Here is a 26,102-nt window from a genome sequence, read left to right on the forward strand (position 1 = left end):
CCCCTATTATTAATTGTACACTTTAACTTTAACAGTTTGGCGTTAAAAAGCAAGTCTTAATCTTCTCGTGGTTCATAATGTCCTTTTTCTAAAAGTGGTCTTAAATACTTACCCGTGTAACTTTGCTCGATCTGACACAACTCTTCGGGTGTCCCGATACCAACGATCTGTCCACCACGTTGACCGCCTTCTGGTCCTAGATCGATCAAATGATCCGCCGATTTGATGACATCTAAATTGTGCTCGATCACCAATACCGTATTTCCCTTATCAACTAATCGATGTAAGACATTTAATAAGCGTTTGATATCATCGGTATGCAAGCCGGTAGTTGGTTCATCTAAAATATAAAAGGTCTTGCCCGCCGATTTACGGTGTAATTCAGAAGCTAACTTCATCCGTTGGGCTTCTCCACCGGATAAAGTCGTTGCTGGTTGCCCCAACGAGACATACCCTAACCCAACATCGACGATCGTTTGCAATTTGCGCTTGATCTTAGGGATCGCACTAAAGAATTCTAATGCTTCCAAGACATTCATCTCTAAGATCTGAGCGATATTTTTGCCTTTATATTCAACTTCTAGTGTTTCAGAATTATAACGGGCTCCGTGACAAACTTCACATGGCACATACACATCAGGTAAGAAATTCATCTCGATCTTGATGATCCCATCACCCTTACAGGCTTCACAGCGACCACCTTTTACGTTAAAACTAAAACGACCTTTGCCATAGCCCCGCAACTTAGCTTGGTTAGTTTGGGCAAATAAGCCCCGTATATCGTCAAAGACCCCCGTATATGTCGCAGGATTACTCCGCGGAGTACGCCCGATCGGACTTTGATCGATATTGATGACTTTTTCAAGGTGTTCAGTCCCCTTGATCTCCTTGAATTTACCTGGTTTTTCAGAATTATGGTATAATTTTTGGGCTAAGGCTCGTTTCAAGATCATGTTGACCAACGTGGACTTACCAGAACCTGAAACACCAGTGACTGCAATGAATTCACCCAATGGGAATTTTACATCGATATCCTTAAGATTATTTTCCGTTGCTCCAATGATCTCAATAAAATTCCCATTCCCTTGCCGTCTGGTAGCTGGGATCGGAATATATTTTTTCCCAGCTAGATATTGTCCAGTCAATGATCGCTTCGAACGGGCAACTTGCTTAGGTGTTCCCGCAGCCATGACTTGACCACCTTCTACCCCAGCACCTGGACCGATATCGATCAAATAATCAGCAGCTCGCATCGTGTCTTCATCGTGTTCTACTACGACCAAAGTATTTCCCAACTCACACATGGCACGTAAAGAAGCGATCAAACGATCATTATCGCGTTGATGTAACCCGATCGAAGGTTCATCTAAAATATATAAGACCCCGGAAAGGTTAGAGCCAATCTGGGTCGCTAAGCGGATCCGTTGAGCTTCCCCCCCAGAAAGTGTCCGTGCTGAACGGCTTAAATTCAGATAATCCAACCCAACATTCACTAAAAATGTCAACCGGTCTTTGATCTCCTTTAAGATCGGACGCGCGATCTGAGCCGCTTGTTCACTAAATTCTAAGCCCTTAAAAAAGGCCAATTCATCGGCGATCGGCAGATCAGAAATTTCACCGATATGCTTGCCAGCGATCTTGACCGCCAAAGCTTGGCGATTCAACCGATATCCATGACACGTTTGACATTGCAAGCTCGTCATATATTTGCGCATCACATCGCGGGTAAAATCGCTATTGGTCTCATGATAACGCCGATCAATATTGGGGATGACCCCTTCAAAGGTCGTATCGATATCACGGATCCCGCCAAAATCATTTTCATATCGGAAATGGAAAGTCTTATCTTTAGCACCATATAAAACGATATCTTGTTGTTCTTGCGGTAGATCTTCAAACGGTGTATCCATGTCGATCCCGAAGGCTTCACATGCTTGCTTTAATAGCGTTGGATAATATTTGGAACTGATCGGATTCCACGGTTCCATCGCCCCTTCGTTAAGGGTCTTTTTTCGATCAGGTACGACTAGATCGATATCGACTTCAAGTTTCATTCCTAACCCATCGCAATCTGGACAAGCTCCAAAAGGCGCATTGAAAGAAAAGAGTCGTGGCTCAAGTTCACCGATCGTAAAGCCACAATAAGGGCAAGCAAAATTTTCCGAAAATTGCAACATTTTATCGCCGATCACATCAACAAACACTCGACCTTCAGCCAAGCGTAACGTTGCTTCAAATGAATCAAATAATCGTGAACGGATCCCTTCTTTAACAACGATCCGATCGACTACTACAAAGATATCATGTTTGAGATTCTTATCTAGCTCGAGATCTTCAGCAATATCATGCATTTTTCCATCGATCATAACTCGGACAAAGCCTTCACGTTTGATCTTCTCTAAAACTTTTTTATGCTGTCCCTTTTTACCTACCACGATCGGTGCTAAGATCTGGAGTTTAGTCCTTTCAGGGAGTTGCAAGACTCGATCGACCATTTGCTCAGGCGATTGGCTCGTGATCTCACTGCCATCATTAGGACAGATCGGCGTACCTACGCGAGCCCATAACAAACGCAAATAGTCATTGATCTCCGTTACAGTCCCAACCGTTGAACGTGGGTTTTTCGAAGTCGTCTTTTGATCGATCGAGATCGCTGGCGAAAGTCCATCGATCGAATCGACATCGGGTTTGTCCATCTGACCTAAAAATTGCCTAGCATAAGCTGACAAACTCTCAACATAGCGGCGTTGGCCTTCAGCATATAAAGTATCAAAGGCGAGCGAACTTTTACCTGAACCGGAAAGCCCCGTGATCACGACAAGTTTTTCTTTAGGGATCTCAACATTGATATCTTTTAAATTATGCTCTCTAGCACCACGGATCGTAATCTTATTTTTTCCCACAACTTTCATCCTTTCTACTTAATCAAGCTGTGCTTTTAATTCCATCACAGTATCACGTAAAGCGGCTGCATCCTCAAAGTCAAGGTTCTTAGCAGCAGTACGCATTTGCTCCTCTAAACGTGCGATCATTTCGCGTTGTTCTTGTTTGCTCAATTCATCAAAATCGAGTTTATCATTTAAAGCTTTAGTGCTTTCTTTTGGTTTAGTCGTCATGGTGATCACATCACGGATCTCCTTTTTGACTGTTTTTGGCACGATCCCATGTTCTTCATTGTATTGTATTTGGATCGTCCGACGTCGAGCTGTTTCGTCCATCGCTGCTTGCATCGAATCTGTTACTGTATCAGCATACATGATCACATGCCCATTTTCATTTCGCGCAGCTCGGCCGATCGTTTGGATCAAAGACCGTTCATTGCGCAAAAAGCCTTCTTTATCAGCATCTAAGATCGCAACTAATGAGACCTCTGGCACATCGATCCCTTCACGTAATAAATTGATCCCAACGAGCACATCAAATTTTCCTAAACGTAGATCGCGCACGATCTGGGTCCGTTCAAGTGTCTTGATATCAGAATGCAGATACTTGACTTTAATACTCATCTCTTTAAAGTAATCGGTCAGATCTTCTGCCATTTTCTTAGTCAAAGTCGTTACAAAGACGCGCTCATCGCGCTCAGTTCTTTTGGCGATCTCAGCCACTAGATCGTCCATTTGTCCCATGATCGGACGAACTTCAACTTCTGGATCCAATAATCCCGTCGGTCGAATGATCTGTTGCACGACCGTATCGGTACGTTCTTGTTCATAAACACCTGGGGTCGCCGACATATAAATGATCTGATTTACTCGTTCTTCAAATTCAGCTAACTTTAATGGGCGGTTATCTAAGGCACTTGGAAGGCGGAAACCGTAATCGACTAGCATCTGTTTACGTGAGCGGTCACCATTGTACATCCCGCGCACTTGGGGCATCGTAACATGGGATTCATCGACTACGATCAAAAAATCATCGGGGAAGAAGTCCAACAACGTATATGGTGCTTCACCCGGTTTTCTTCCATCCATATGCCGTGAATAATTTTCGATCCCTGAACAATATCCCATTTCACGCAACATCTCAATGTCGTATGTCGTTCGTTGTTCTAAACGTTGAGCTTCTAACAACTTGCCATCAGCGCGCAAGACTTCTAACCTTTGAGCTAATTCGGATTCGATGCTCTTGATCGATCCTTCTAAGCGTTCACCACTTGTCAAAAAGTGAGTTGCTGGGAAGATGACAACGTGATTGCGATCACCCAAGATCTCTCCAGTCAAAGGGTCAACTTCTCGGATCCGGTCGATCTCATCCCCAAAAAATTCAACTCTAAGCGCTTGTTCATCACGTGAAGCTGGGAAGATCTCGACAACATCGCCGCGAACACGAAAGCGTCCCCGCTGAAAGTCGATATCGTTACGTTCAAATTGAACATCGATCAGTTGGTTCAACAACTTATCTCGTTCGATCTCTTGACCTACTCGCAATGAAAGAGCTTGATCACGATATTCTTTTGGATCACCTAAACCAAATATCGATGAAACTGAGGCCACCACGATCACATCATTGCGCTCTAATAACGAACTAGTCGCAGAGTGGCGTAATTTATCGATCTCATCATTGATGCTCGAATCCTTTTCGATATAAGTATCACTTGAAGGAACATAAGCTTCAGGTTGATAGTAATCGTAGTAGGATACAAAATATTCAACAGCATTGTCTGGGAAAAATTCTTTGAACTCCCCGTAGAGCTGTCCCGCCAAGGTCTTATTATGGGCTAAGACCAAAGTTGGCTTGTTGGCTTTAGCGATCACATTTGAGATCGTAAAAGTTTTCCCGGTCCCAGTAGCCCCTAATAAGATCTGTTCTTTTTTACCAGCTTTGATCCCGGTTGCAAGCTCAGCGATCGCTTGTGGTTGATCTCCAGTTGGTTGATATTTTGAAACTAATTTGAACTCTTTATCGGCTTGACGTTCGATCAAATGATTACCCCCTCATTAAAAACTATTGCTTACAGGATTATACCACAACGAACGTATTTTCGCATCAGCAGAATCAAAAAAGACACGGCCATTTACCGTGTCTTCAGCATCTAACAGCTAATTTTAGCCCTTGATGAAATCATTGATTGCTTTTTCAAATTTTTCACATTTAGCTTGTGCATCAGCTTCGGAATCACCTTGTGTACCAATGTAAAATTTGATCTTTGGTTCTGTACCTGAAGGACGAACTGCGATCCAAGTTCCATCTTCAAGGAAGTACTTCAAAACATTTGACTTAGGCAAGTTGATCGCTGTCACATTCCCAGCTGCATCTTGGCGACTAGAAGCTTGATAATCTTCAGCTGCGATCACTTTATAACCAGCAAAATCAGTTGGTAATTCTTGACGGAACTTAGCCATCAAATCTTTGATCTCTTGTGCACCTTCGATCCCATCAAAGGTCAAAGCGATCGTCTTTTCAGCAAAATAGCCGTATTTTTCAAATAATTCTTGGAGACCATCGTATAAGTTCTTACCTTGTTTCTTGTAGAAGGCAGCTACTTCAGCTAATAGTACCAAAGATTGGATCGCATCTTTATCGCGCACGAATGGACGGATCAAATAACCATAACTTTCTTCAAAGCCTAACATGAAGCTGTGTTCATTGGTTTCTTCAAAATGTTGGATCTGTTCGGCAATGAACTTGAACCCAGTCAAGACATTGATCGCTTCGACCCCAAAATCAGCTGCAACTTTAGCAGCAAATTCACTTGAAACGATTGATTTTACTAAAGCCCCGTTTGCAGGCAAGTTACCTGCTTTTTTACGAGCCGTTAAAATATAGTTCAACATCAAAGCTGCGATCTGGTTACCTGTCAACAATTCGTATTCGCCATCTGGTTGACGAACAGCTGCTCCCAAACGGTCTGCATCAGGATCGACAGCTACTAAAAGATCAGCTTTTTGGCTCTTGCCTAATTTGATCGCTAAATCAAAAGCTTCTGTAAATTCAGGGTTTGGATGTTCAACGGTTGAGAACTCTGGATCTGGCATTGCTTGTTCTGGGACCATCGTAAAGTCTTCAAAACCAGCTTGACGTAAGGCTTTTTCACCTAACATCCCACCAGTACCGTGAAGTGGAGTAAAGACCAACTTCATCGTTTTACCCTCTTCAGCCACTAACTCACGATCGATCGTTACTTCTTTGGCATTTTCTAAGTAAACTTCATCGACTTCTGAACCGATGACTTTCAATGTTCCATCATTGATCAAAGCATCTTTATCAGCAACTTCAACGGCAAAAAGATCATCAACTTCGCGGATATAATTCGTGATCATATCTGATTCTTTTGGTGGCATTTGCGCCCCATCTTCACCATAGATCTTATAACCGTTATATTGTTTTGGATTATGGCTCGCTGTGATCATGATCCCTGCATAAGCATGTAGATGCCGAACGGTAAAGGATAGTTCTGGGGTCGGACGTAAGCTTTCAAAGACAAAGCTTGGAATCCCGTGTGCCCCTAAAACACGTGCTGCTTCAAAAGCAAATTCTTGTGACATGTGACGTGAATCATAACTGATCGCTACACCACGTAATTTTGTTTCTTCATCCAAGGTATCCATAAAGCGTGCCAAACCTTCAGTTGCTTGGCGCACAGTATAAATATTCATGCGGTTGATCCCAGCACCGATCAAGCCACGCATCCCAGCTGTCCCAAATTCCATTGGTGTATAGAAGGCATCTTCCAATGCTTCTTTATCATTTACGATCTTATCAAGGTCTTCCCGAACTTCAGGTGCTAGATCAGGTTGTTTGTTCCAAATAGTATAAGTCTCTTCCCAACTCATATAATCACCTCATTTATCTATTCAAATCTAGTATACTATCAATCGTCTAAACTTGCTATAACAAGCACTTTTACGCTTACAAAAAATTTATTCGATATCAAAAAGCACTAGCAGTAAAACTACCACTAGTGCTATTCGTTTAATCCTTCAAGCTTTCTATATAATTGAACGCCTGTTGCCCAGCAATACTTCCATCGCCAACAGCGGTCGTGATCTGGCGTAATTCTTTAGCCCGAACATCGCCGATCGCATAAACACCAGGTAAACTAGTCCGCATCAACTCATCGGTATTGATCCAGCCCTGTTCATCAGTGATCCCAAGCGCTTTGAACGGTTCAGTCAAAGGAATGACCCCCACATAGATAAAGACACCATTGACCTTTAATTCACCGTCTTCACCGGTCTTTTTGTTATGTGTCGATACACTCGTGACTTTTTGCCCATCGCCATTGATCTTTGTTACGACCGTATCCCATGTAAAGTCGATCTTATCGTTAGCAAAAGCACGCTCTTGCAAGATCTTTTGGGCCCGTAATTGGTCTCTACGGTGGATGATATTGACATTTGAAGCTAACTTAGACAAATAGACACCCTCTTCAACGGCGGAATCACCGCCACCGATCACGGCTAGTGGCTGATCTTTAAAGAAAGCACCATCACAAACTGCACAATAAGAAACACCCCGACCAGCATATTCGGCTTCGCCTTCAACACCTAATTTCCGGTATTGCGAACCTGTGGCAATGATCACAACAGGTGCTTCATATGTTTCATTATCGGTAATGACTTGTTTTAGATCACCATTGACTTCAACTTTTTCAACGCTACCGTATGCATATTCTGCTCCGAATTGGATCGCGCCTTGATACATTTTTTCAGCTAAGTCTGGTCCTAAGATCGACTTAAATCCGGGATAATTTTCAACTTCAGCGGTATTATTCATTTGACCACCATAGATTCCACGGTCTAAGATCAAAACCGACAAATTAGCCCGTGAAGCATATAAGCCAGCCGTCAAGCCCCCAGGACCTGCACCGATCACGATCACATCATATTTTTTAGCCATAATATCTTCACCTTCCTATTTACTTGATGATACTCTTCTAAAATTGCTGAAACAACTTCAAATATTAAGCTCAATTATTTAAGCTCTCGCCCGTATTTAACATTTCCGGCTAAATACCAAGGTTCATTGGGACGATAATAACGCCGATATGCGATCAAAATGATCGCCCCAATAAACAAGATGACTGACAACCATTGCGAAACGCGCAAAGCACCTAACATCAAGCTATCTGTTCGCATCCCTTCAATGAAAAATCTGCCAAAGGAATACCAAGCGACATAAGTCAAAAAGATCTCGCCTCGTTTAAAGAGATGCTTACGATGGCGTAACAACATCAAGATCACAAAGCCTAAGATATCCCACACCGACTCATACAAAAAGGTCGGTTGGTAATAGATCCCGTTGATATTCATCTGGTCAATGATAAATCCGGGCAAATGCAAGCTCGTCAAAAATGCATGTGATACGGCTTCACCATGGGCTTCTTGATTGATGAAATTGCCCCACCGACCGATACCTTGAGCTAAGATCACAGTTGGCGAAATGATATCTAAAAATAGCCAAGCCGACAACTGTTTCTTACGGCAGAAGATCACTAAAACGAGCAATGCGCCCAACAAGCCACCATAGATCGCGATCCCGCCATCCCAGATCCGATAGATCTCACTAAGATCATTTTGATAATACTGCCATTGGAAAATGACATAATAAGCTCGCGCACTGATCAAAGCGATCGGTAGCGCCCATAAGATATAATCATAAAAATCATCGGCGGGGACTTGTCTTTTCTTACCTTCACTAACTGCAAGGTATAAGGCTAATAAAACCGCACATCCAATGATCACTCCATACCAGTGGACCTGCAGTCCCCCTAGACTAAAAGCGATCGGATCGATGACACCTAAACTAAAATTCAATTCTCAACACCTATTTCTCTTCTGCTGAATTTTCACTGATCAACTCATTTAAATTACGTTCAAAGGCCTTTGTCGCATCATAGCCCATCGTCTTTGCCCGATAATTCATTGCAGCGGCTTCAATGATGATCGCTAAGTTGCGCCCAACTTTCACTGGGATCGAGATCTTAGGTATTTCAACATCAAAGATCGTTACCCGTTGCTCACCGTTCCCTAAACGATCGAATTGTTTATCTTTTTCCCAATTTTCCAAATGGATGATCAAAGAGATATCAGTCTTCGCTCTGACAGCACCTGCCCCAAAGAGATTCATGACATCGATGATCCCGACACCTCTGATCTCTAACAAATGGCGTAAGATCCGTGGTGCTTCACCGATCAATGTCTGTTCATCTTGTTGGTGAACCTCAACGCGGTCATCGGCGATCAATCGATGCCCACGTTTGATAAGATCAAGCGCCGTTTCAGATTTACCAACACCTGAATCGCCAGTGATCAATACCCCAAGACCATAAATATCAACTAAGACCCCATGTAACGATTTACGTTGGGCTAAACGACCACTCAAATAATCGGTCAACTTAGCTGAAACACGTGTCGTTGGCAATTTAGTCCGTAAGATCGGAATATGATGTTCTTCAGCCGCAGCTTTCATTTCAGCTGGAACGGCTAAATAACGTGAGACCACAAAGCATGGCGTGTTGGGACCACAAAGTTCATCCATGATCTTTTTGCGCGCTTCTGAACTCATCTTATTACCATATGAGATCTCCGTCATCCCAAAAAGTTGGATCCGCTCTTCTGGATAATAATCAAAGTAGCCGGTCAATTCCAACCCAGGACGTGAAATGTCTTCGGTCGTGATCTGGCGTTCTTCTAAGTATTGTTCTCCAGAATAGACTTCTAAATTACTGATATCTGCTACTAATTTTTTTACACTAACAGTATTCGCCATTTGTCTTCTGCTATATAAACGTGAACTAGCATGATAATCATGCTATAGAAAGAAATATAGCTTTTCCCTTCTTGATTTATTTACCATCAGCATATCGCCTGACCTAATGCTGATAGTTTAAAGATGTCGTCCATCTCTGCTTGATCCACTCCACATTTCATCTTTCTAAAAGGATCTAACTACAGATAATTCTAACCGTGAAAAGCGTTTTCAGCAATTAATAATTACTATTTTGTGTGGTGTAGTTGGTGATCACTAAGTTTACGATACTTAAAATGATCGCCACCATCATCGCCGACCAAAAACTTGAAAACTCAAACGAATTTCCGACCAAAAACGAGGTCAATTCCAACATAAAGGCATTGATGAACAGGTAAAAGATCCCCAAAGTCATCACTGTGATCGGTAAAGATAAGATGACCAATAACGGTTTGACGAACATGTTCAACAAACCTAAAATGATCGCAGCTAGACAAGCGATCCACACGCTTGAAACGTGAAAATAAGTTGGGAAAAAGCCCGCTGTTGCTAAAAAGACCAATACGGTGATCAAAGTTCGTTGCCAAAAATTCATCTTATTTGCCTCCCTTTTTATTTTGCTTAACATCTCTTTCTTTAGCATCTGTCACTGGACGGCGCTTTTCTTCTTGTTGGCCAAAGCGACTGAGCAAGGTAAAGACGTCATTATACTTTTCATTGGGATGTTTAGGTAGATAAAGTGCTAAACCTAAATATAACAAGATCGGAACATAAACTAATAGTGGCACTAACTTGCAAGCGACTGCGACCACTAAAAAGATGGTCCGAACGACCCATGGTGAAATATTAAAATACTCGGCGATCCCGGCACACACACCACAGATCACTGAATCATTGGAGCGATAAAGTTTCTTTCTCATCCTCATTTTTCCTCTCTTCTCATTCTTATGTTAAAAATAACGGTAAAGTCACCGTAAATTTGGTTCCATTTTTGTACGGACTCGTGACAACGATCTGCCCGGATAAAGCCTCGACTGCCTCTTTAACGATTGCTAAGCCTAAGCCACTTCCTTCAGCTGAGCGCGCTTTATCTGCGCGGTAGAAGCGCTCATAGATCCGCTCTTTATCAGCTTGAGCAAGAGTTTGACCTGTGTTATAGACAACTAAACACCACTCATTAGCTGAGCTAGTAGCTGTGAGTTTGATCTTACCATCTACTACATTATATCTGATAGCATTTTGGATCAAATTGCTGATTATATGTTGTAGATACTTGATATCACAACTTATCTCAAAGTCATCCGGGATCTGCAACTCGATCGCTAAATTTTTAACCTTACTTTGAGCTAAATAGCTGGCTAAGATCCGCTCGCAAAATGCTTTGAGCTTGATCTGCTCTAATTTTAATTCCTGCGTTCTTTTATTATGGGCAAGCGCCGAGATATCCTCGATCAACTCGGTCAACTGCTGACTTTGTTCAAAGATGATCTGCACAAAATCACGTGCGGTCTTCTTATCATCCAAGGCTCCAGCTAAAAGTGTCTCACTGAATCCTTGGATCGCAGTTAGCGGCGTCTTTAATTCATGACTCGCATTTGCCATGAATTCACGCTGCTTGACTTCTAATTGCTTGATCTCGGTCACATCATTAAAGATACACATCACTGAATAATGGTGGCGACTCAAGGGAACATAGACTACCTGCACCTCAAACCACTCATTGCTCTGAGCAACCTTTTTTTGCCACAGGAGCCGTTGATCTTCTTTAGTCTGGTAGACTTTTTGGGTAACAGCGATCAGCTCGACTGCCGTAAATACTTGATAAAACGGCTGACCCTTGAGCTCTGTTGTATTTAATATACTGGCTAACACATGATTATACAAGACCGTTTGTTTACGCTGATCAAAGACGATCACGCCACTGGTCAACGACTGTAACAGCGTTAAATAGTCACGATTTTGTTGCTGATAACTTCGTAAAAGGTTACGCTGATTAGATTGCAGGCGATTCACCAAACGGGAGAGTTGATAATACTCATCATCTTTTGGTAATAGGACATGGCGACTTGGCTGATTTTCAACTAATTCACTTAGCTTTTTGAGCAACAAGGCTTGGCTGGCTAAGCGCCGTTTTGCTTGGCGTTTAAAAAAGAGATAGTTGCCTAATGCCACTAAGATCACCGCTAAAAAGATCCAAGCTGCTCCTTCTTCTTGCCACACAGTCAAAAAATGTTCATGAAAGATCACGCCATAAACCAAGCCGACTGCTAAAACTTCGCCTAACGATAGTAATAAATATCGCCATAGTTCACGCATCTCAGTCATCAGTTCCACCATTGAAGCGATAGCCAAAGCCACGTAAAGTTTCTATATACTTTGGCTTTTTAGGATCTGGCTCTAATTTTTCACGCAGATGGCTGACGTGCATATCGATCATGCGCGTTTGGCCCACATAATCATAGCCCCAGACGCCGTTCAATAATTTCTCACGACTCAGGACTCTTCCCGGGCGTTTGATAAAATAGGCCAATAGTTCAAACTCTTTTGGGGTCAAAGCTACGGTCTGATCACTTGCCGTGACCTTGACTCGTTCTAGATCCACTGTGAAATCTGGATATTTAAAAAGTGTTTGCGTATCAACTTTTGGTGTAGGTGTTACTTCTTTAGGTGTGATCCGCCGACTGATCGCTTTTAAGCGCGCGATGACTTCTCGAGGCGAAAACGGCTTAGTCAAATAGTCATCCGCTCCTAATTCTAATCCGATGATCTTATCAAGCTCTTGATCGCGTGCTGTAATGATCAAGATCGGGGTCATCACTTTTTCTTGCCGCAAGCGTTTAGTTATCTCTAAGCCATCTAATTTAGGTAACATCACATCTAACAAAATAAAATCATATTCATTGTTCAAAGCTAGTTCATAGCCCGCTTGACCGTCACTGCTAGTTGTCGTTTGGTAACCTGCCTGCTCTAAATTATACTTGAGCAGGGTCTTTATCGCAGTGTCATCTTCAACTACTAATACTTTTTTCACGTTCATCTACGACCTTGTTTCACCAAAGTCGTCCCCCTTTGCATCTTATTCAAATAATACCAATCCGATCTCATGTGGTGAATCAGCATAGATCGCACTTTCAGCTAATTTCAATTCACCTTCAAAGTTTTTGACTTTTAAACGACAATAAGCCGGACTTTTTTGTAATGCTTCATAAAGTTCATCACCTGTAGCTACTTTTATCCCGTTACATTCAAGGATGATATCACCAACTTCAAGTTTCATCTTAGCTGCTGGTGTCTCTGGTTTGACCGCTACGATCCGTACACCCTCCGAAGTTTCCACATACCAACGTTTAGCATCATGGTCGGCTTTCAAACGACCAAAAGCTTGGGCGACCAAGATCAATAACAGCCCAGCGATCCCGTAAAAGCCTACTACTGGTACAAAATATGCTACTAATGCTAAAGGACCAGCTAAAAATGCAATCAGATAACTTTGGCGTTGGCGTAAGTGTAAAGCTTCTTTTGGTTGTTGCTTATAGATCTTGCAAAAAGCCCCCACAAATAGTGGCACTACCATAAAATGCGTTAAATACTGGCTCGGGTCAAGCCACTGTTGCCAAGAATCAAAATTCATTCCCGGTATAAACATGATCAGTGGAAAGACCGTAAATTCACGCCAAGTATAACCCGCGATCCGGCGCCCACGTTTACCGGCAAAGATCTTAGGACTAAACCATTCAGCTTTATTTTCACGGGCTAAAAAAGCTTGGAAAAGAGCTAAGATCGCAGTTAAAAGCAAAATAGCACTGCCAAAGCGAGTTCCCAGTTCATGAGGTAAAATATAGCTTGCCCAACTAGCATCACTTCCAAACGGCGTCTCACTCAAGACAAAGGTCACCGTTCCAGTGACCAAAAGTGCTGCTAGACTAAGATCGCCTACATTGATGAACAAAAGTGCCACGACTGCTAAGATCTGGTATAAGACCAATGTCTGCGTTGGTAAACTCAGTCCAAAGATAAGCGCAAACAATGACCCCAGCACTAAAAATAACAAGCCATGTTTGATAAAATGCCGTGCTTCATAAAAATCCCGATCGATCGCGATCCGAAAATTACGACGTTCATTTTTTAAGCGTAATTGATAAGATATCAAGGTCATCAAGATCCCCGCCCAAAATAGCGGCTGGATAAAAAAGAGACCCACACTTTTTAAAAGTTGCAAAGACTCCAGTCCTTTCTAAGTGTTTGGTTACATTATAACAATTTTTGCGGATGAAACATACTTATAGCTTTGAAAACCATCATAACCAAAAAGACTGTGACATAAGTTTAACAATACACAAAGGGTCCACCACGATGCCAAACATCATGGTGGACCCTTCGGTGTGTTGACCGCATTGGCCTACACTATTAATTACTAAATTTTTAAGAAACGGCTCATTGAAAGACCAGAACCTAAAGCCCCGATAATGATCCCGATCGCAGCTAACAAGAGATCAATCTGCCATAAGAATGTTCCTGGCGTCAACAATTGATAACCTGTACTTGCCATTGAACTTGACATAATACCGTATAACCATAAATAAGCGATATCGACCAAGACGATCGGTAAAATAGCCCCTAAAAAGCCCGTCCAAGCGCCTTCTAAGATAAATGGCCAGCGAATATAACTATTAGTTGCCCCAACTAAACGCATGATCGCAATTTCATTGCTCCGTGATAAGATAGTGATCCGGATCGTGTTAGAGATCAAGAAGACTGCCACAAAGAGCAAGAGCAAACTGATCACCAAGCCCCAACGTTGGATCGCAGCTACCGCCTTAAATAACTTCTTGGCTGAAGCTCCACCGTATCGTGTATCATACACATATTGTAACTTTTTAGCTTTTTTAGCTACACTGATCGTTTCAGCTGGGGAATTCGTATCAACGATAAAAATATCGTAAAGTGGGTTATCGTCACCCTTGAATAATTGAAATTCTTTCCCATAAGTTCCGACCACGTTGTTCAACTCGTTTTTCTTACTTGAAAAACTGATCTTTTGAACACCATCGATCTTTTGTAATTTTGCTTTCAACTGTGCTTGTTGTTCTTTGGTTGCATCACGATCGATAACGACCCGAACTTGCACATCATTTTCAACATCATGAGCAACTTTATTGATATTTAGCAAGATCGAAAGTAAAACTCCGACTAAGATCAAAGTCACAGTTACCGCACTAACAGCGGCAACTGACATCCAACCATTGCGTTTTAAGCTCTTTAAACTTTCCTTCAAATGGCGCTTAAGCGTGACTGTTTTCATCAGTATAATCCCCCTCTTCTTGATCTCGAACGATCTTGCCATCCGAAATTTCGATCACGCGATGCCGATATTCATTTACAATAAAGCTATTGTGGGTCGCCATAACGATCGTTGTACCTTCTTGATTGATCTTTTCTAAGATATCCATGATCCCACGAGCTGTGTCTGGATCAAGGTTACCCGTTGGTTCATCGGCGATCAAGATCGTTGGTTTGTTTGCGATCGCACGTGCAATTGCGACACGTTGTTGTTCCCCACCGGACAATGCATCTGGGAAACTATCTTTTTTATCAGCTAGACCAACAAGATCTAAGACATGAGCGACCCGTTTTTCAACTTCTTCAGGTTCTTTTTCGATAACATGAAGCGCATAAGCTACATTTTCAAAAACAGTCAGGCGTGGTAATAGTTTGAAATCTTGGAACACGATCCCTAATTCACGCCGTAAAAAAGGAACCTCATGATTTCTCATACTCTCTAAGTTATAGTCATTTACCTTGATATGACCCGAAGTAGGTACTTCTTCATGATACATCATTTTGATAAAGGTCGATTTCCCTGCCCCACTAGGACCAACGACATAAACAAAGTCGCCTTGCTCGATCTTTAAGGAAATGTGATCATTTGCCAATGTATCGCCGTCATATTTTTTGACAACATCTTTATATTCTATCAAGCTGTTTCTTCCTTTCTTTTTTAGCTTGGATTTGTTTTTTGTAATTTCCATTGGAGATAAGCATTGATAAAACCATCTAGATCTCCATCCATTACTGCTTGCGTATTACCTGTTTCAAAATTGGTCCGGTGATCTTTGACCATTGAATATGGGTGGAAGACATAGGAACGGATCTGAGAGCCCCAACCGATATCTAGTTGCTCGCCCTGGATCTCAGCCCGTTTTTTCTCTTGTTCTTCTAATTCGATCTGATACAGTTTCGAGCGTAACATTTTTTCAGCGGTCGCCCGGTTTTGGAATTGCGAACGCTGAGCTTGACTGGACACAACGATCCCCGTTGGTTCGTGGATCAAGCGCACAGCTGATGAGGTCTTGTTGATATGCTGTCCCCCAGCACCACTAGCTCGGAAGACTTCCATCTTGATATCTTCTGGACGCAACTCAACTTCCACATCATCATCCAACTCAGGCATAACGTTGACCGAAGCAAATGATGTGTGCCGACGACCAGCCGAATCAAAAGGTGAGATCCGGACTAAACGATGAACACCTTTTTCACCACGTAAATAGCCATATGCATTATGCCCCGAGATCGTCAGTGTTACCGACTTGATCCCAGCTTCATCACCAGGTTGATAGTCTTGGGTCGTGACCGTGAAATTGTGTTGCTCGGCCCAACGAGTATACATTCGTAACAACATTGAACCCCAATCTTGTGATTCGGTCCCCCCAGCACCGGGGTGGATCTCCAAGATCGCATCATCTTTGTCGTAAGGCTCATTTAGCAATAATGTCAGCTGATAACTTTCTAACTTTTGCTTAGTCGCAGTATAGTTTTCCGCTAATTCAGACAACATTTCGTCCTCGGGTGCTTCTTGGACCAATTCATACAAAACTTCTAGTTCTTCGACCGCCGTAGCTAATTGATGAAAATTATCATATTTAGCCTTGAGCTCGTTATTTTCGTTGATGACCGTCTGAGCTTTAGTTTGATCATCCCAAAACCCCGGTTCAGCCATTTTCATTTCATTTTCTGAAATGAGTTCTTCCAGACCTTCTAAGTCAAAGAGACCCCCTAAAGTCCGAAATTTTAGCTTTCATCGCTTCGATTTCTTTCTTATATTCATTGATTTCCATAATTATTCCCTCAATTACAAATTACTCGTATGTAAGTCAAAAGAAGATCAGTCAAAACTGGTCTTCTTCTAACTACTAGCGACTAATATTTTGACGGATCTCAGCTTTCAAGAAGAGACGGGTCACATCATACTCAATGTCACCGACCATTTGCTCAAACATTCTGAAACCGTCTGATTGATATTCAACTAATGGATTTAGCTGACCATAACCACGCAACCCGATCGATTGACGTAATTGATCCATCTCATCGATATGATCAGTCCAACGGGCATCGACCACGCGCAAGATAACAACTTTTTCAAATTCTAGCATTTGCGCTTTATCATTCAATTGTGCTTCTTTAGCAGCATAGTTTTCTTCAGCCTTTTGCATCAAGTAAGAAACGATCTCTTCTTGGCTCTTACCTGCAAAATCATCTTTACTGATGCTATCTTCATTGACCATTGCACCGATCGCAAAATCAACGATCCCATCCAAATTCCAGTCTTTTTTATCGCCGACAGTATTCATTTGAACGTTATGTTCGACCGTCCGCTGGATCATCGGCATGATAACTGGCTTCAAGGATTCAGTTTCCATGATGACTTGTTGGCGTTGTGAGTAGATGACTTCACGTTGAGACCGCATCACGTCGTCGTATTGTAAAACTTGCTTACGTGTATCGTAGTTATTACCTTCGACCCGTTTTTGCGCTGATTCTACTTGGCGCGTGATCATCTTGGATTGGATCACAGTATCATCCGAGATGTTCATCGTTTCATAGAAATGTTTGATACGTTCAGAACCAAAACGCAGCATCAGATCATCTTCAAGTGAAAGGTAGAACTGTGTCACACCAGGGTCACCTTGACGCCCAGAACGACCACGCAACTGATTATCGATACGGCGTGATTCATGACGTTCGGTCCCGATAACAGCCAAACCACCGATCTCACGCACACCAGGTCCTAACTTGATATCAGTCCCACGACCAGCCATGTTTGTTGCGATCGTTACGGCGCCACGTTGGCCAGCATTAACGACGATCTCAGCTTCTTTAGCGTGATTTTTAGCATTCAATACGGCATGTGGGATCCCCGCTTGGTCTAACATTTGAGATAATAACTCAGATGTTTCGACCGCTACCGTACCGACCAAAACTGGTTGCCCCGTTGCATGGCGTTCCTTGATATCTTCGACTACGGCTTTAAACTTACTTTCCAAAGTTGGATATAACAGATCCGGACGGTCCTCACGCAAGATTGGACGGTTCGTTGGGATCGTTACGACTTCCATGTTGTAAATTTCACGGAATTCTTCTTTTTCAGTTTTAGCTGTCCCAGTCATCCCTGAGAGCTTTTTGTACATTCTAAAGAAGTTTTGGTAAGTGATGTTAGCCATCGTCTTAGTTTCTTCTTCGATCTTAACGTGTTCTTTAGCTTCGATCGCTTGGTGCAAACCATCTGAATAACGCCGACCATCCATGATACGTCCAGTAAATTGGTCAACGATCATGACTTCATCATTTTGGACCACATAATCTTTATCACGTAGCATGATGTAGTTAGCACGTAAAGCATTATCTAAGTGGTGGTTCAAAGCTGTATTGTCAGGATCAAATAAGTTAGTCAAACCAAAATATTTTTCACCTTTTTGGATACCTTCTTCGGTCAAGGAAACAGTCTTTGATTCCAGATCAACTTTAAAATCTTCGTCTTTTTTCAACGTCTTAGCAAAGCGATCAGCCCGAGTATATAACTGCGTAGCTGCAGTTGCTTGCCCCGAAATGATCAACGGTGTTCTCGCTTCATCGATCAAGATCGAATCGACCTCATCGACGATAACAAAGTTCAATGGACGTTGGACCATATCTTCACGGTAGACCACCATGTTATCACGCAAGTAGTCAAAACCAAGCTCACTGTTAGTTGAATATGTGATATCACAAGCATAAGCTTCACGTTTTTCTTCTGGAGTCTTATCCGCAACGTTCAACCCTACCGTTAAACCGAGCCAGTTATACAATTCACCCATCTCAGTAGCATCACGACTTGAAAGATATTCGTTAACGGTAACAACGTGGACCCCTTCACCTGATAAGGCATTAAGGTAGACCGGCATTGTCGCGGTCAAGGTTTTACCTTCACCAGTCCGCATTTCGGCAATATTACCTTCATGTAACACTGTACCCCCGATGATCTGGACCCGGTAAGGATATAGCCCCAACACACGTTTAGCCCCTTCGCGTGCGACCGCAAAGGCTTCCGGCAAGAGATCATCTAAAGTTTCACCATTTTGATAACGTTGTTTAAATTCAGGGGTCTTTGCTTTTAATTCTTCATCAGACAAAGCTTCCATGTCATTGGCATAAGCTTCGACTTGATCAGCGATCTTTCCAAGGCGTTTTAATTCGCGTTTATCGCTTTCGACCCATTTTTTTAGGACATTTGCCATTTACTTTATAAATCCTTTCTGCAACGATTACATTATTTTTTTCAAATAAAAATATACTTCTTCTTATTTTAGCATTTTATTGGTGCTCAAACAATTACAATTAGACTACAAAAAGCGCCTGAACTAAATCAGGCGCTTAAAGCATCACAAGGATAGCTTAGTTATTAGCTTCGATCAAGCCGTAACGACCATCTCTACGACGATAGACAATGTTTGTGCCTTCAGTTTCTGCATCTTCATAGATAAAGAAATCATGACCTAACATATCCATTTGCAAGATAGCCTCTTCTACGTCCATTGGTTTCAATGAAACGCTCTTTGTACGGACAACTTCGAATTTTTTATCTTCTTTTTCAGCTTGTTTTGGATCTTCGGTCGGAACGAATTCCATATGCTTGAAACCCTTTTCGCGTGATTTGCGATTGAGCTTTGTCTTATATTTTCTGATTTGGCGTTCAAGCTTATCCGTTACCAGATCAATGCTTGCATACATATCTGGTGAGGTCTCTTCGGCACGCAATACCAAATATGGAAGCGGGATCGTAACTTCTACCTTGCTGTTCTTGTCAGAATACACTTTAAGATTTACGTGAGCGGTAGAATTAGATGTATCCTCAAAATACTTTTCAAGTTTGGAAAGTTTCTTTTCCACATATTCACGGATCGCACCCGTAACTTCAATATTTTCACCACGAACATTAATCTTTAACATGATAACCTCTCCTTTCACAACTAAGCATTTTATATGCTTAAAAGACTAGGTATATACTTTATTAGTCTTACCTTATCTCTATTTTTATTATAATAGAAAGCGGTTAAATTAACAATTAATAACCACTCAACATTTATAAAATTTTATATATTAACGGGCTAGTGTCACTGAGCGTACACAGCCACAATTATGGGCCAACAACAATTCACGCGCATGATATAAGGTACTACCTGTCGTATAAATATCATCTACTAACAAAATATTTTTACGTTCTAGATCAGCTGGGCCTTGATAGCCAAAAGGTTGCGGCGTTGCCAGTCTCTCTTGTCGTGATTTATGCGACTGCGGACAACGGCCAAATTTTTTTAAATGATATAGATACATTTTCTTGGGTATATCTGGTAAAAAACCAACAACTTGATCAAAGCCTCGGGTAGCTAAGGTTTGTTCATCTACAGGGATCACGACTATTGACCATCCCCGGCGTAAATACTTCTTACAGTAAGCTTGCAATGTTTTGGCAAATATTTGGTGCAAACGGTAGTCCCCTTGAAATTTATAAGCTTCAAAGTACGCACGCATATTAGGTTCGGCATAGACGTAAAAGGCCTTGTTGTACAATAATTCTTTTTGCAAATTGCGCCAGCGAAGACAATCTTGGCACAATTTGCGCTGGGTTTGTTTACGCCCACAGCCCGGACAACTCGTTTTCTCAGCGATCGCAATAAACTTTTGATGGCACTTTTCGCAGATCGGTACAGTTTCAAAAGCTTGGAAGCTAAAAAACCAGCGCCATGAAAAATCAAACGCTAATGTAGCGTTACAAAGTAGACACTTCATCATTTTTTAACAACTGCGTAGCCTTTTTATTCAAAAGCTTGATCTGTTTTTTAGCTGCGCGTAAAGCCGATGTCATTTCCTGATAAGCCAAGATCACATCTCCTGTTGGATAGTCTTTATCTCTGCCAACACGGCCCGCGATCTGAACTAAGACCGTCTCAGAAAAGATCGGCGCATCGGCTTGCAATACCATGACATTCAAACGAGCGATCGTGATTCCACGTTCAAGGATAGTAGTCGTTACTAAATAGCGATCGCTCCCAGTGCGCAAATTTTTGACTTTTTGCAGTCGGTCAGGATCAAGAGCCGAAACACATTCCCCCTTTATCGCAGGCCAAAAATGCTGTAACTCTTCCAAAATTGGCTTTAGTAAGGCGATCTGGGGCACAAACACTAGAAAAGGTGTTTTATTTTTTATCCACTTGGCGAGATATCTTTTGATCCTTGCTTCAATTTTTTGTTTGGGGAAGTAAAGCTTGACCAATGTTATTTCGGGTAATAAATGCCGATGATAACGCAGCGGTAGACAAGTCACCGCTAGCTTTTCTTGGTGGATCTGTTGTTTTAAATAACGATCAGGGGTCGCCGTCAGATATAGCGTACTCGAATTTATTTTTTTAGCATTCGCGACGGCATAATGCAATTGATGGTCATTAACATAAGGAAAAGCATCGACTTCATCGATCACCAATAGATCGAATGCGTGATAAAACCGCAATAATTGATGCACTGTGCACACTACTAACTGGGTGTAGGTATATTCTTGACCACTATTTTGATACAATAAACTGCTTTTGACTTTAGGGAATGCCTAGCACAAACGCGGATATAATTCGTTACAAACATCGACCCGCGGTGTTGCCAAACAGACCCGCTGCTGGTTTAATAACGCAAAATTTAGTGCTTCAAATAGCATTTCGGTCTTCCCTGCTCCAGTTACCGCCCATAATAGCCGTTCTTGTTTGCGTTTGACCGTTTGCAATAATTCTTTGGCAGCCTTTTTCTGCCACAAAGATAACCTTGGCTTTTTCTCCAACAGATCTTGGGAATACTTTTTAAAATCGTTGGCTTCGGGTATACTATAAAGTGACATGGTCGTCGTCAAGCGCCCCCACGCTAAGCAAGCAGGACAATAATAACTCTTATCTGGTAGCGCATAATCTGTTCTTGGCGCCTGAAAACCACAGCGTTGACAAAATAAGCGTCCTTTTTTTATGATGACAGCTGGCCGTTGTTTGAACTCAGTTGAATCTAAGGCTACACCTAGAGCTTGGAGCTGTGGACTACTTACTTGACGACCCATCAACAAATTCAATGTTTTTTCCATTTTTTCACCTCACTTATAAGATACGCAAACTAGGCGTAAAATTATTTGTGAGTTTCAAAAATAATAGTAGTAAGGTCTGTGAAGCTACTAAAAGAATAACTCTTTAAGGGGGAAGCTATAGCCTTTTGATTTCACAATATAGCTATATTTTACTTGGATAAACCATATCTTACCTTAAAACAAGATGGTGTGATCGAGATCGTGATCAAAAAATCACAATTCATCTGTAATATCAAACGAACTGAAACCGAAGAAGAAGCTCGAGCCTTTATCGAGGAGATCAAAACCAAACATCGCAAGGCTACTCATAACTGTTTTGCCTACACTTTAGGCCTAAACGACGAGATCCAACGGGAAAGTGACAATGGTGAACCCTCTGGGACTGCTGGCGTACCTATGTTGGATGTGCTTAAGAAAAATCAAGTGCATAATGTTTGCGCCGTAGTGACACGCTACTTCGGTGGGATCAAACTAGGAACCGGTGGCTTGATCCGTGCTTATGGTGGCGCCGTTGCCCAAGCCCTAAAAGAATTAGGGATCGTCAAACGCGTCGTCCAAACTGAACTTTCACTAAAAGTCAGCTACCCATTATTAGGCAAGCTACAAAATTATCTGGAAAGTCAGCCCGTATTTACCTTGGCGACGAACTACACCGAAGAAGTCGAGGTCGTGATCGCTGTCGATATGGATCTGGCTGATGAATTAGCAACTAAGATCACCGACTTACTGAATGGTCGCGTAACGATCACCGTTGGGGAAAATCGCTATCACGAGATCAATTTTGATCCCCATCAAGCCTAAAAAATACGCCATCCTTGATCTGGGATGGCGTATTTTTTATGTAATTCATTTATGTTCAAATAAACGACTGACTTTCAAAACTAAATGTTTGATCCCATTCAATAAAGGCTGGCGTGTATCTCCAACCAAGCCGATCGCTTCAACAAATAGTTCTAAACCAAATAATGTTGCAACCGTCAGTAAGATCGAACCCCATAAATTGGACAAGGGGTATAGCAATGAGATAAACGAAAAGATCAATGCGATCCCATAGATCACCAACACTGTCTGGCGGTGGGTCAATCCCATCTGCATCAAGCGATGGTGCAAGTGATGCTTATCGGCTTGTGAGATCGGCTTTTTATTCAAGAGTCGACGTAAGATCGCATATAAAGTATCCGTGATCGGTACTCCTAAAATGATCACCGGGATGATCAACGTGATAAAAGTTGCATTCTTCAAACCATAAAGCGAGAAGACAGAGATCATAAAGCCGATAAACAGCGAACCAGTATCCCCCAAATAGATCTTAGCAGGATGAAAATTATACGGTAAAAAGCCCAATAAAGCAGCTACCAAGGTCGCCATCATGATCGAAATAAATGTCGACGTCACGTTCAAGAAGAAATATCCCGTCAGTGCACTAGTCGAAAGCGCAATGATCGCGACACCTGTAGCCAGACCATCCAAGCCATCGATCAAATTGACAGCGTTAGTGATCCCTAAGATCCAGATCAAAGTTATCGGTAAACTAAACCAGCCTAGAGAAACGACTCCAAGAAACGGTAGCGTCAAAGTCGTCATTTTGATATTAGCAATAAAATAAACTACCAATGCTGCCAGTGTGATCCCTAAAACTTTTTGGCGCGGTTTTAATTCAAAAATATCATCGATCATTCCCGTCATGATGATCAAGCTTTGCGCCAATAATAACGCAACTAATTGTTTTAAGGGATATTGATCGCGTAATAAAAAGAAATTTGTCGTATTAAATGCAACAAAAATGGCTAAGCCCCCCATAGTCGGCATCGGCACCCGATTAACTCGCCGGGCATTGGGATTATCAACTGCTCCGACTCGAAAAGATAGGCGCCGGACCAATGGAGTCAGCACTAAAGCTAGGACAAATGTTGCTAACAACGACGCAAGGATTTTGTACATATAGCGTCCTCTTTCCATCAAATTCTCAAATGTTGAGAATTCATTATCAGCTAAAAAGCCTATAATTCAAGTATCATTTTACCATAAACCAGCGAATGGGTCATTTTTTGCGTGAGAAAAATTAAAAAAGGGCCGTGAAGCAATCTCCACGACCCCGATATTCTATTTTTTCAAGTGGTAGCTATAAGTCGACACGATAATATTTTCGTGGGCTCCTAAAGCTGACCGCAAACGTAAGCTCGTTTGATTATGCAAGATATTTTGCCAAGGTTTCTTCGGTACAAACTGCGGTACCAAGACCGTCAACGAGTAATTGCGCTGTTTAGCATCCTTAGCGATCACATCGCAAAAGCGCAAAACTGGGGGCACAACCGACCGATATGAAGAATGCAGATCGACAAAGCGAACATCTGGAAACGCCATTTTGAATTCCTGTGCCGTTTCGTGTTCTTTTTTAGGATTAGTATCAAACGAAACATGCATTGCAATCACATTATCACTGATCGAACGTGCATAGTTGATCGCCCCAGTCGTTACGTGTGTGACCGAGCTAACTAGCACGATGACCGTTGAACCAGAATAATCATGCAATTGTTGTTCTTCACTTAAACGCAATTGCGCCGCTACAGTAACATAATGACTATGGATCTTGTAAAAACCAAAGAGCAGTACCGGCATAATGATCAAATATGGCCAAACATTGTCAAAGTGTAACCAGAATAAAAAGACCACTAAAGCAAAGGAGATCACTGCCCCCAATAGGTTAAAACAAGAATTTAAGATCCAATGTTTGCCCTTGTGGCGTTTCCAATGGATCAACATCCCTGCTTGTGAGAGCGTAAACGGTACGAAGACCCCGACCGCATACAATGGGATCAATAAATTAGTCTGGCCGTTGAAGATAAAGATCAATACGATCGCCCCGATCGCTAATGCAATGATCCCATTAGAATAGCCTAAACGATCGCCTTTATCCATAAACATATGAGGCATAAATTTATCCTTGGCCAAGTTATAGGCTAAGATCGGAAAGGCCGAAAAGCCAGTATTGGCAGCCACCGCCAAGATCATGGCCGTTGACAATTGCAGTAAGTAGTAGAAAATACCGTGACCAAAAACGGCACCTGCGATCTGAGAAAGCACCGTTTGTTTAGGATCAGGTAAAACACCTAGATAATAACTCAAAAAGGTGATCCCACTAAAGAAGACCGCTAAAATCAATGACATGATCGCCAAGGTATTCGCCGCATTGCGCTTTTTAGGCTCTTTAAAATTAGGAACTGCATTACTGATGGCTTCTACCCCAGTCAATGAAGATGAACCCGCTGAAAAAGCTTTTAAAAACAGCAATAACGACATCCCTGGTACCGCATCACCAATATGAGCTGCGGCTGAATATTGGATCTTACCCGTTGCGATATTAAACAAACCCAAAGCGACCATCGAAACGATCATGATCACAAAAAAGTACACTGGGATCGTCAAAAATGAAGCCGATTCACGCATCCCACGTAAATTCAACGTCATAATAAATAAGACGATCACGACCGAGATAAAAACGCTGTGTGCTTGTAAACTTGGGATCGCTGAGGTAATAGCTTCTGTCCCAGATGTAACTGAAACAGCCACAGTCAACATATAATCAACTAAAAGTGATCCACCAGCAACTAAGCCTGCGCTCGTCCCCCAGTTTTTGGTCGCAACTACATAAGCACCGCCCCCAGAAGGATAAGCATTGATGATCTGACGATACGACATCGTGATCGCAAACAATAAGAGTAACACGATCCCAGCAGCTGGTAATGCATACCAGGTCGCAGCAGCCGATAAAATAAATAATGCTGTTGTGATCTGCTCTGTCCCGTATGCCACTGATGACAACGCATCCGAGGAAAGTAAGGCCAAAGCTTTGAATTTAGTCAAAGACTGCCCACTTTCTTCAGCAGTTTTTAGCGGTTGTCCGATCAATAATCTCTTTAAATATCGATACATAAACAGAAAAACCCCTTTTAGCTAGTTAGCCATTTTGATAGCTACTGGC

The 26,102-nt window shown here is 42.1% G+C and carries 22 protein-coding genes; 1 reads left to right on the forward strand and 21 read right to left on the reverse strand.

Features of this window, described 5'->3' with window-relative positions; translation table 11 throughout:
* Nucleotides 1–56: 56 nt before the first annotated feature.
* From uvrA to GSR62_RS09545, 19 genes are all read right to left on the reverse strand, one after another.
* A complete protein-coding gene (gene uvrA, locus GSR62_RS06120) occupies nt 57–2,903 on the reverse strand; it encodes an excinuclease ABC subunit UvrA (RefSeq protein ID WP_035447332.1) in 2,847 nt (948 codons plus the stop codon).
* An 18-nt stretch (nt 2,904–2,921) separates the two neighbouring features.
* A complete protein-coding gene (gene uvrB / locus GSR62_RS06125) occupies nt 2,922–4,922 on the reverse strand; it encodes an excinuclease ABC subunit UvrB (protein ID WP_066024023.1) in 2,001 nt (666 codons plus the stop codon).
* Between the two features lie 123 nt (nt 4,923–5,045).
* Nucleotides 5,046–6,773: a phospho-sugar mutase gene (locus tag GSR62_RS06130; RefSeq protein ID WP_035447336.1), complete on the reverse strand. Its 1,728-nt coding sequence runs from the start codon at nt 6,771–6,773 to the stop codon at nt 5,046–5,048.
* Nucleotides 6,774–6,912: 139 nt separating this feature from the next.
* Nucleotides 6,913–7,839 carry a thioredoxin-disulfide reductase gene (trxB, locus tag GSR62_RS06135; RefSeq protein ID WP_010689401.1) on the reverse strand — a complete coding sequence of 309 codons (927 nt, stop codon included), beginning with the start codon at nt 7,837–7,839 and terminating at the stop codon, nt 6,913–6,915.
* A 74-nt stretch (nt 7,840–7,913) separates the two neighbouring features.
* Entirely contained in the window at nt 7,914–8,756 is an 843-nt protein-coding gene (lgt, locus tag GSR62_RS06140) for a prolipoprotein diacylglyceryl transferase (protein ID WP_010689403.1), read from the reverse strand.
* A 10-nt stretch (nt 8,757–8,766) separates the two neighbouring features.
* A complete protein-coding gene (hprK, locus tag GSR62_RS06145) occupies nt 8,767–9,711 on the reverse strand; it encodes an HPr(Ser) kinase/phosphatase (protein ID WP_010689405.1) in 945 nt (314 codons plus the stop codon).
* Nucleotides 9,712–9,928: 217 nt separating this feature from the next.
* The gene (locus GSR62_RS06150; protein ID WP_004048289.1) at nt 9,929–10,285 is read right to left on the reverse strand and encodes a phage holin family protein; all 357 of its coding nucleotides are present in this window, start codon (nt 10,283–10,285) and stop codon (nt 9,929–9,931) included.
* 1 nt (nt 10,286) lies between these two features.
* Nucleotides 10,287–10,610, reverse strand: a complete 324-nt coding sequence (locus GSR62_RS06155; RefSeq protein ID WP_035447341.1) for a PspC domain-containing protein — start codon at nt 10,608–10,610, stop codon at nt 10,287–10,289.
* 25 nt (nt 10,611–10,635) lie between these two features.
* Nucleotides 10,636–12,015 carry a sensor histidine kinase gene (locus GSR62_RS06160; RefSeq protein WP_083213897.1) on the reverse strand — a complete coding sequence of 460 codons (1,380 nt, stop codon included), beginning with the start codon at nt 12,013–12,015 and terminating at the stop codon, nt 10,636–10,638.
* Nucleotides 12,008–12,721, reverse strand: coding sequence for a response regulator transcription factor (locus tag GSR62_RS06165; RefSeq protein WP_066024113.1), 714 nt, complete (start codon nt 12,719–12,721; stop codon nt 12,008–12,010). Before GSR62_RS06165 ends, GSR62_RS06160 begins: the two co-directional genes overlap by 8 nt.
* Before the next feature lie 45 nt (nt 12,722–12,766).
* A complete protein-coding gene (locus GSR62_RS06170; RefSeq protein ID WP_066024024.1) occupies nt 12,767–13,909 on the reverse strand; it encodes a PDZ domain-containing protein in 1,143 nt (380 codons plus the stop codon).
* Nucleotides 13,910–14,104: 195 nt separating this feature from the next.
* Nucleotides 14,105–14,992: a permease-like cell division protein FtsX gene (gene ftsX, locus GSR62_RS06175; RefSeq protein WP_010689413.1), complete on the reverse strand. Its 888-nt coding sequence runs from the start codon at nt 14,990–14,992 to the stop codon at nt 14,105–14,107.
* Nucleotides 14,973–15,668, reverse strand: a complete 696-nt coding sequence (gene ftsE, locus GSR62_RS06180) for a cell division ATP-binding protein FtsE (RefSeq protein ID WP_010689414.1) — start codon at nt 15,666–15,668, stop codon at nt 14,973–14,975. Before ftsE ends, ftsX begins: the two co-directional genes overlap by 20 nt.
* 20 nt (nt 15,669–15,688) lie before the next feature.
* A protein-coding gene (prfB, locus tag GSR62_RS06185) for a peptide chain release factor 2 (RefSeq protein WP_179854475.1) occupies nt 15,689–16,805 on the reverse strand; the annotation gives its coding sequence in 2 pieces (ribosomal slippage) (nt 15,689–16,732 and nt 16,734–16,805; 1,116 coding nt in all).
* 75 nt (nt 16,806–16,880) lie between these two features.
* The gene (secA, locus tag GSR62_RS06190) at nt 16,881–19,241 is read right to left on the reverse strand and encodes a preprotein translocase subunit SecA (RefSeq protein ID WP_010689416.1); all 2,361 of its coding nucleotides are present in this window, start codon (nt 19,239–19,241) and stop codon (nt 16,881–16,883) included.
* 157 nt (nt 19,242–19,398) lie between these two features.
* The gene (gene hpf, locus GSR62_RS06195) at nt 19,399–19,953 is read right to left on the reverse strand and encodes a ribosome hibernation-promoting factor, HPF/YfiA family (protein ID WP_004048318.1); all 555 of its coding nucleotides are present in this window, start codon (nt 19,951–19,953) and stop codon (nt 19,399–19,401) included.
* A 150-nt stretch (nt 19,954–20,103) separates the two neighbouring features.
* Entirely contained in the window at nt 20,104–20,793 is a 690-nt protein-coding gene (locus GSR62_RS06200; protein ID WP_225362236.1) for a ComF family protein, read from the reverse strand.
* Entirely contained in the window at nt 20,774–21,523 is a 750-nt protein-coding gene (locus GSR62_RS09540) for a helicase-related protein (RefSeq protein WP_225361400.1), read from the reverse strand. Before GSR62_RS09540 ends, GSR62_RS06200 begins: the two co-directional genes overlap by 20 nt.
* 81 nt (nt 21,524–21,604) lie before the next feature.
* Entirely contained in the window at nt 21,605–22,120 is a 516-nt protein-coding gene (locus GSR62_RS09545) for a DEAD/DEAH box helicase family protein (RefSeq protein ID WP_225362237.1), read from the reverse strand.
* 153 nt (nt 22,121–22,273) lie between these two features.
* On the opposite strand from GSR62_RS09545, the gene GSR62_RS06210 reads away from it, so the two are divergent.
* The gene (locus GSR62_RS06210) at nt 22,274–22,921 is read left to right on the forward strand and encodes a YigZ family protein (RefSeq protein WP_066024026.1); all 648 of its coding nucleotides are present in this window, start codon (nt 22,274–22,276) and stop codon (nt 22,919–22,921) included.
* A gap of 45 nt (nt 22,922–22,966) precedes the next feature.
* Here the strand turns inward: GSR62_RS06210 and GSR62_RS06215 are convergent, their stop codons facing one another.
* On the reverse strand, nt 22,967–24,061 hold the full coding sequence (locus GSR62_RS06215; RefSeq protein ID WP_035447358.1) for a glycosyltransferase family 4 protein: 1,095 nt from the start codon (nt 24,059–24,061) through the stop codon (nt 22,967–22,969).
* A gap of 162 nt (nt 24,062–24,223) precedes the next feature.
* Nucleotides 24,224–26,053 (reverse strand): APC family permease, encoded by a 1,830-nt coding sequence (locus GSR62_RS06220; protein ID WP_035447361.1) that lies wholly within the window; start codon nt 26,051–26,053, stop codon nt 24,224–24,226.
* Nucleotides 26,054–26,102: the final 49 nt, after the last annotated feature.

The organism is Ligilactobacillus animalis (assembly GCF_009933595.1).
Lineage (GTDB): Bacteria > Bacillota > Bacilli > Lactobacillales > Lactobacillaceae > Ligilactobacillus > Ligilactobacillus animalis.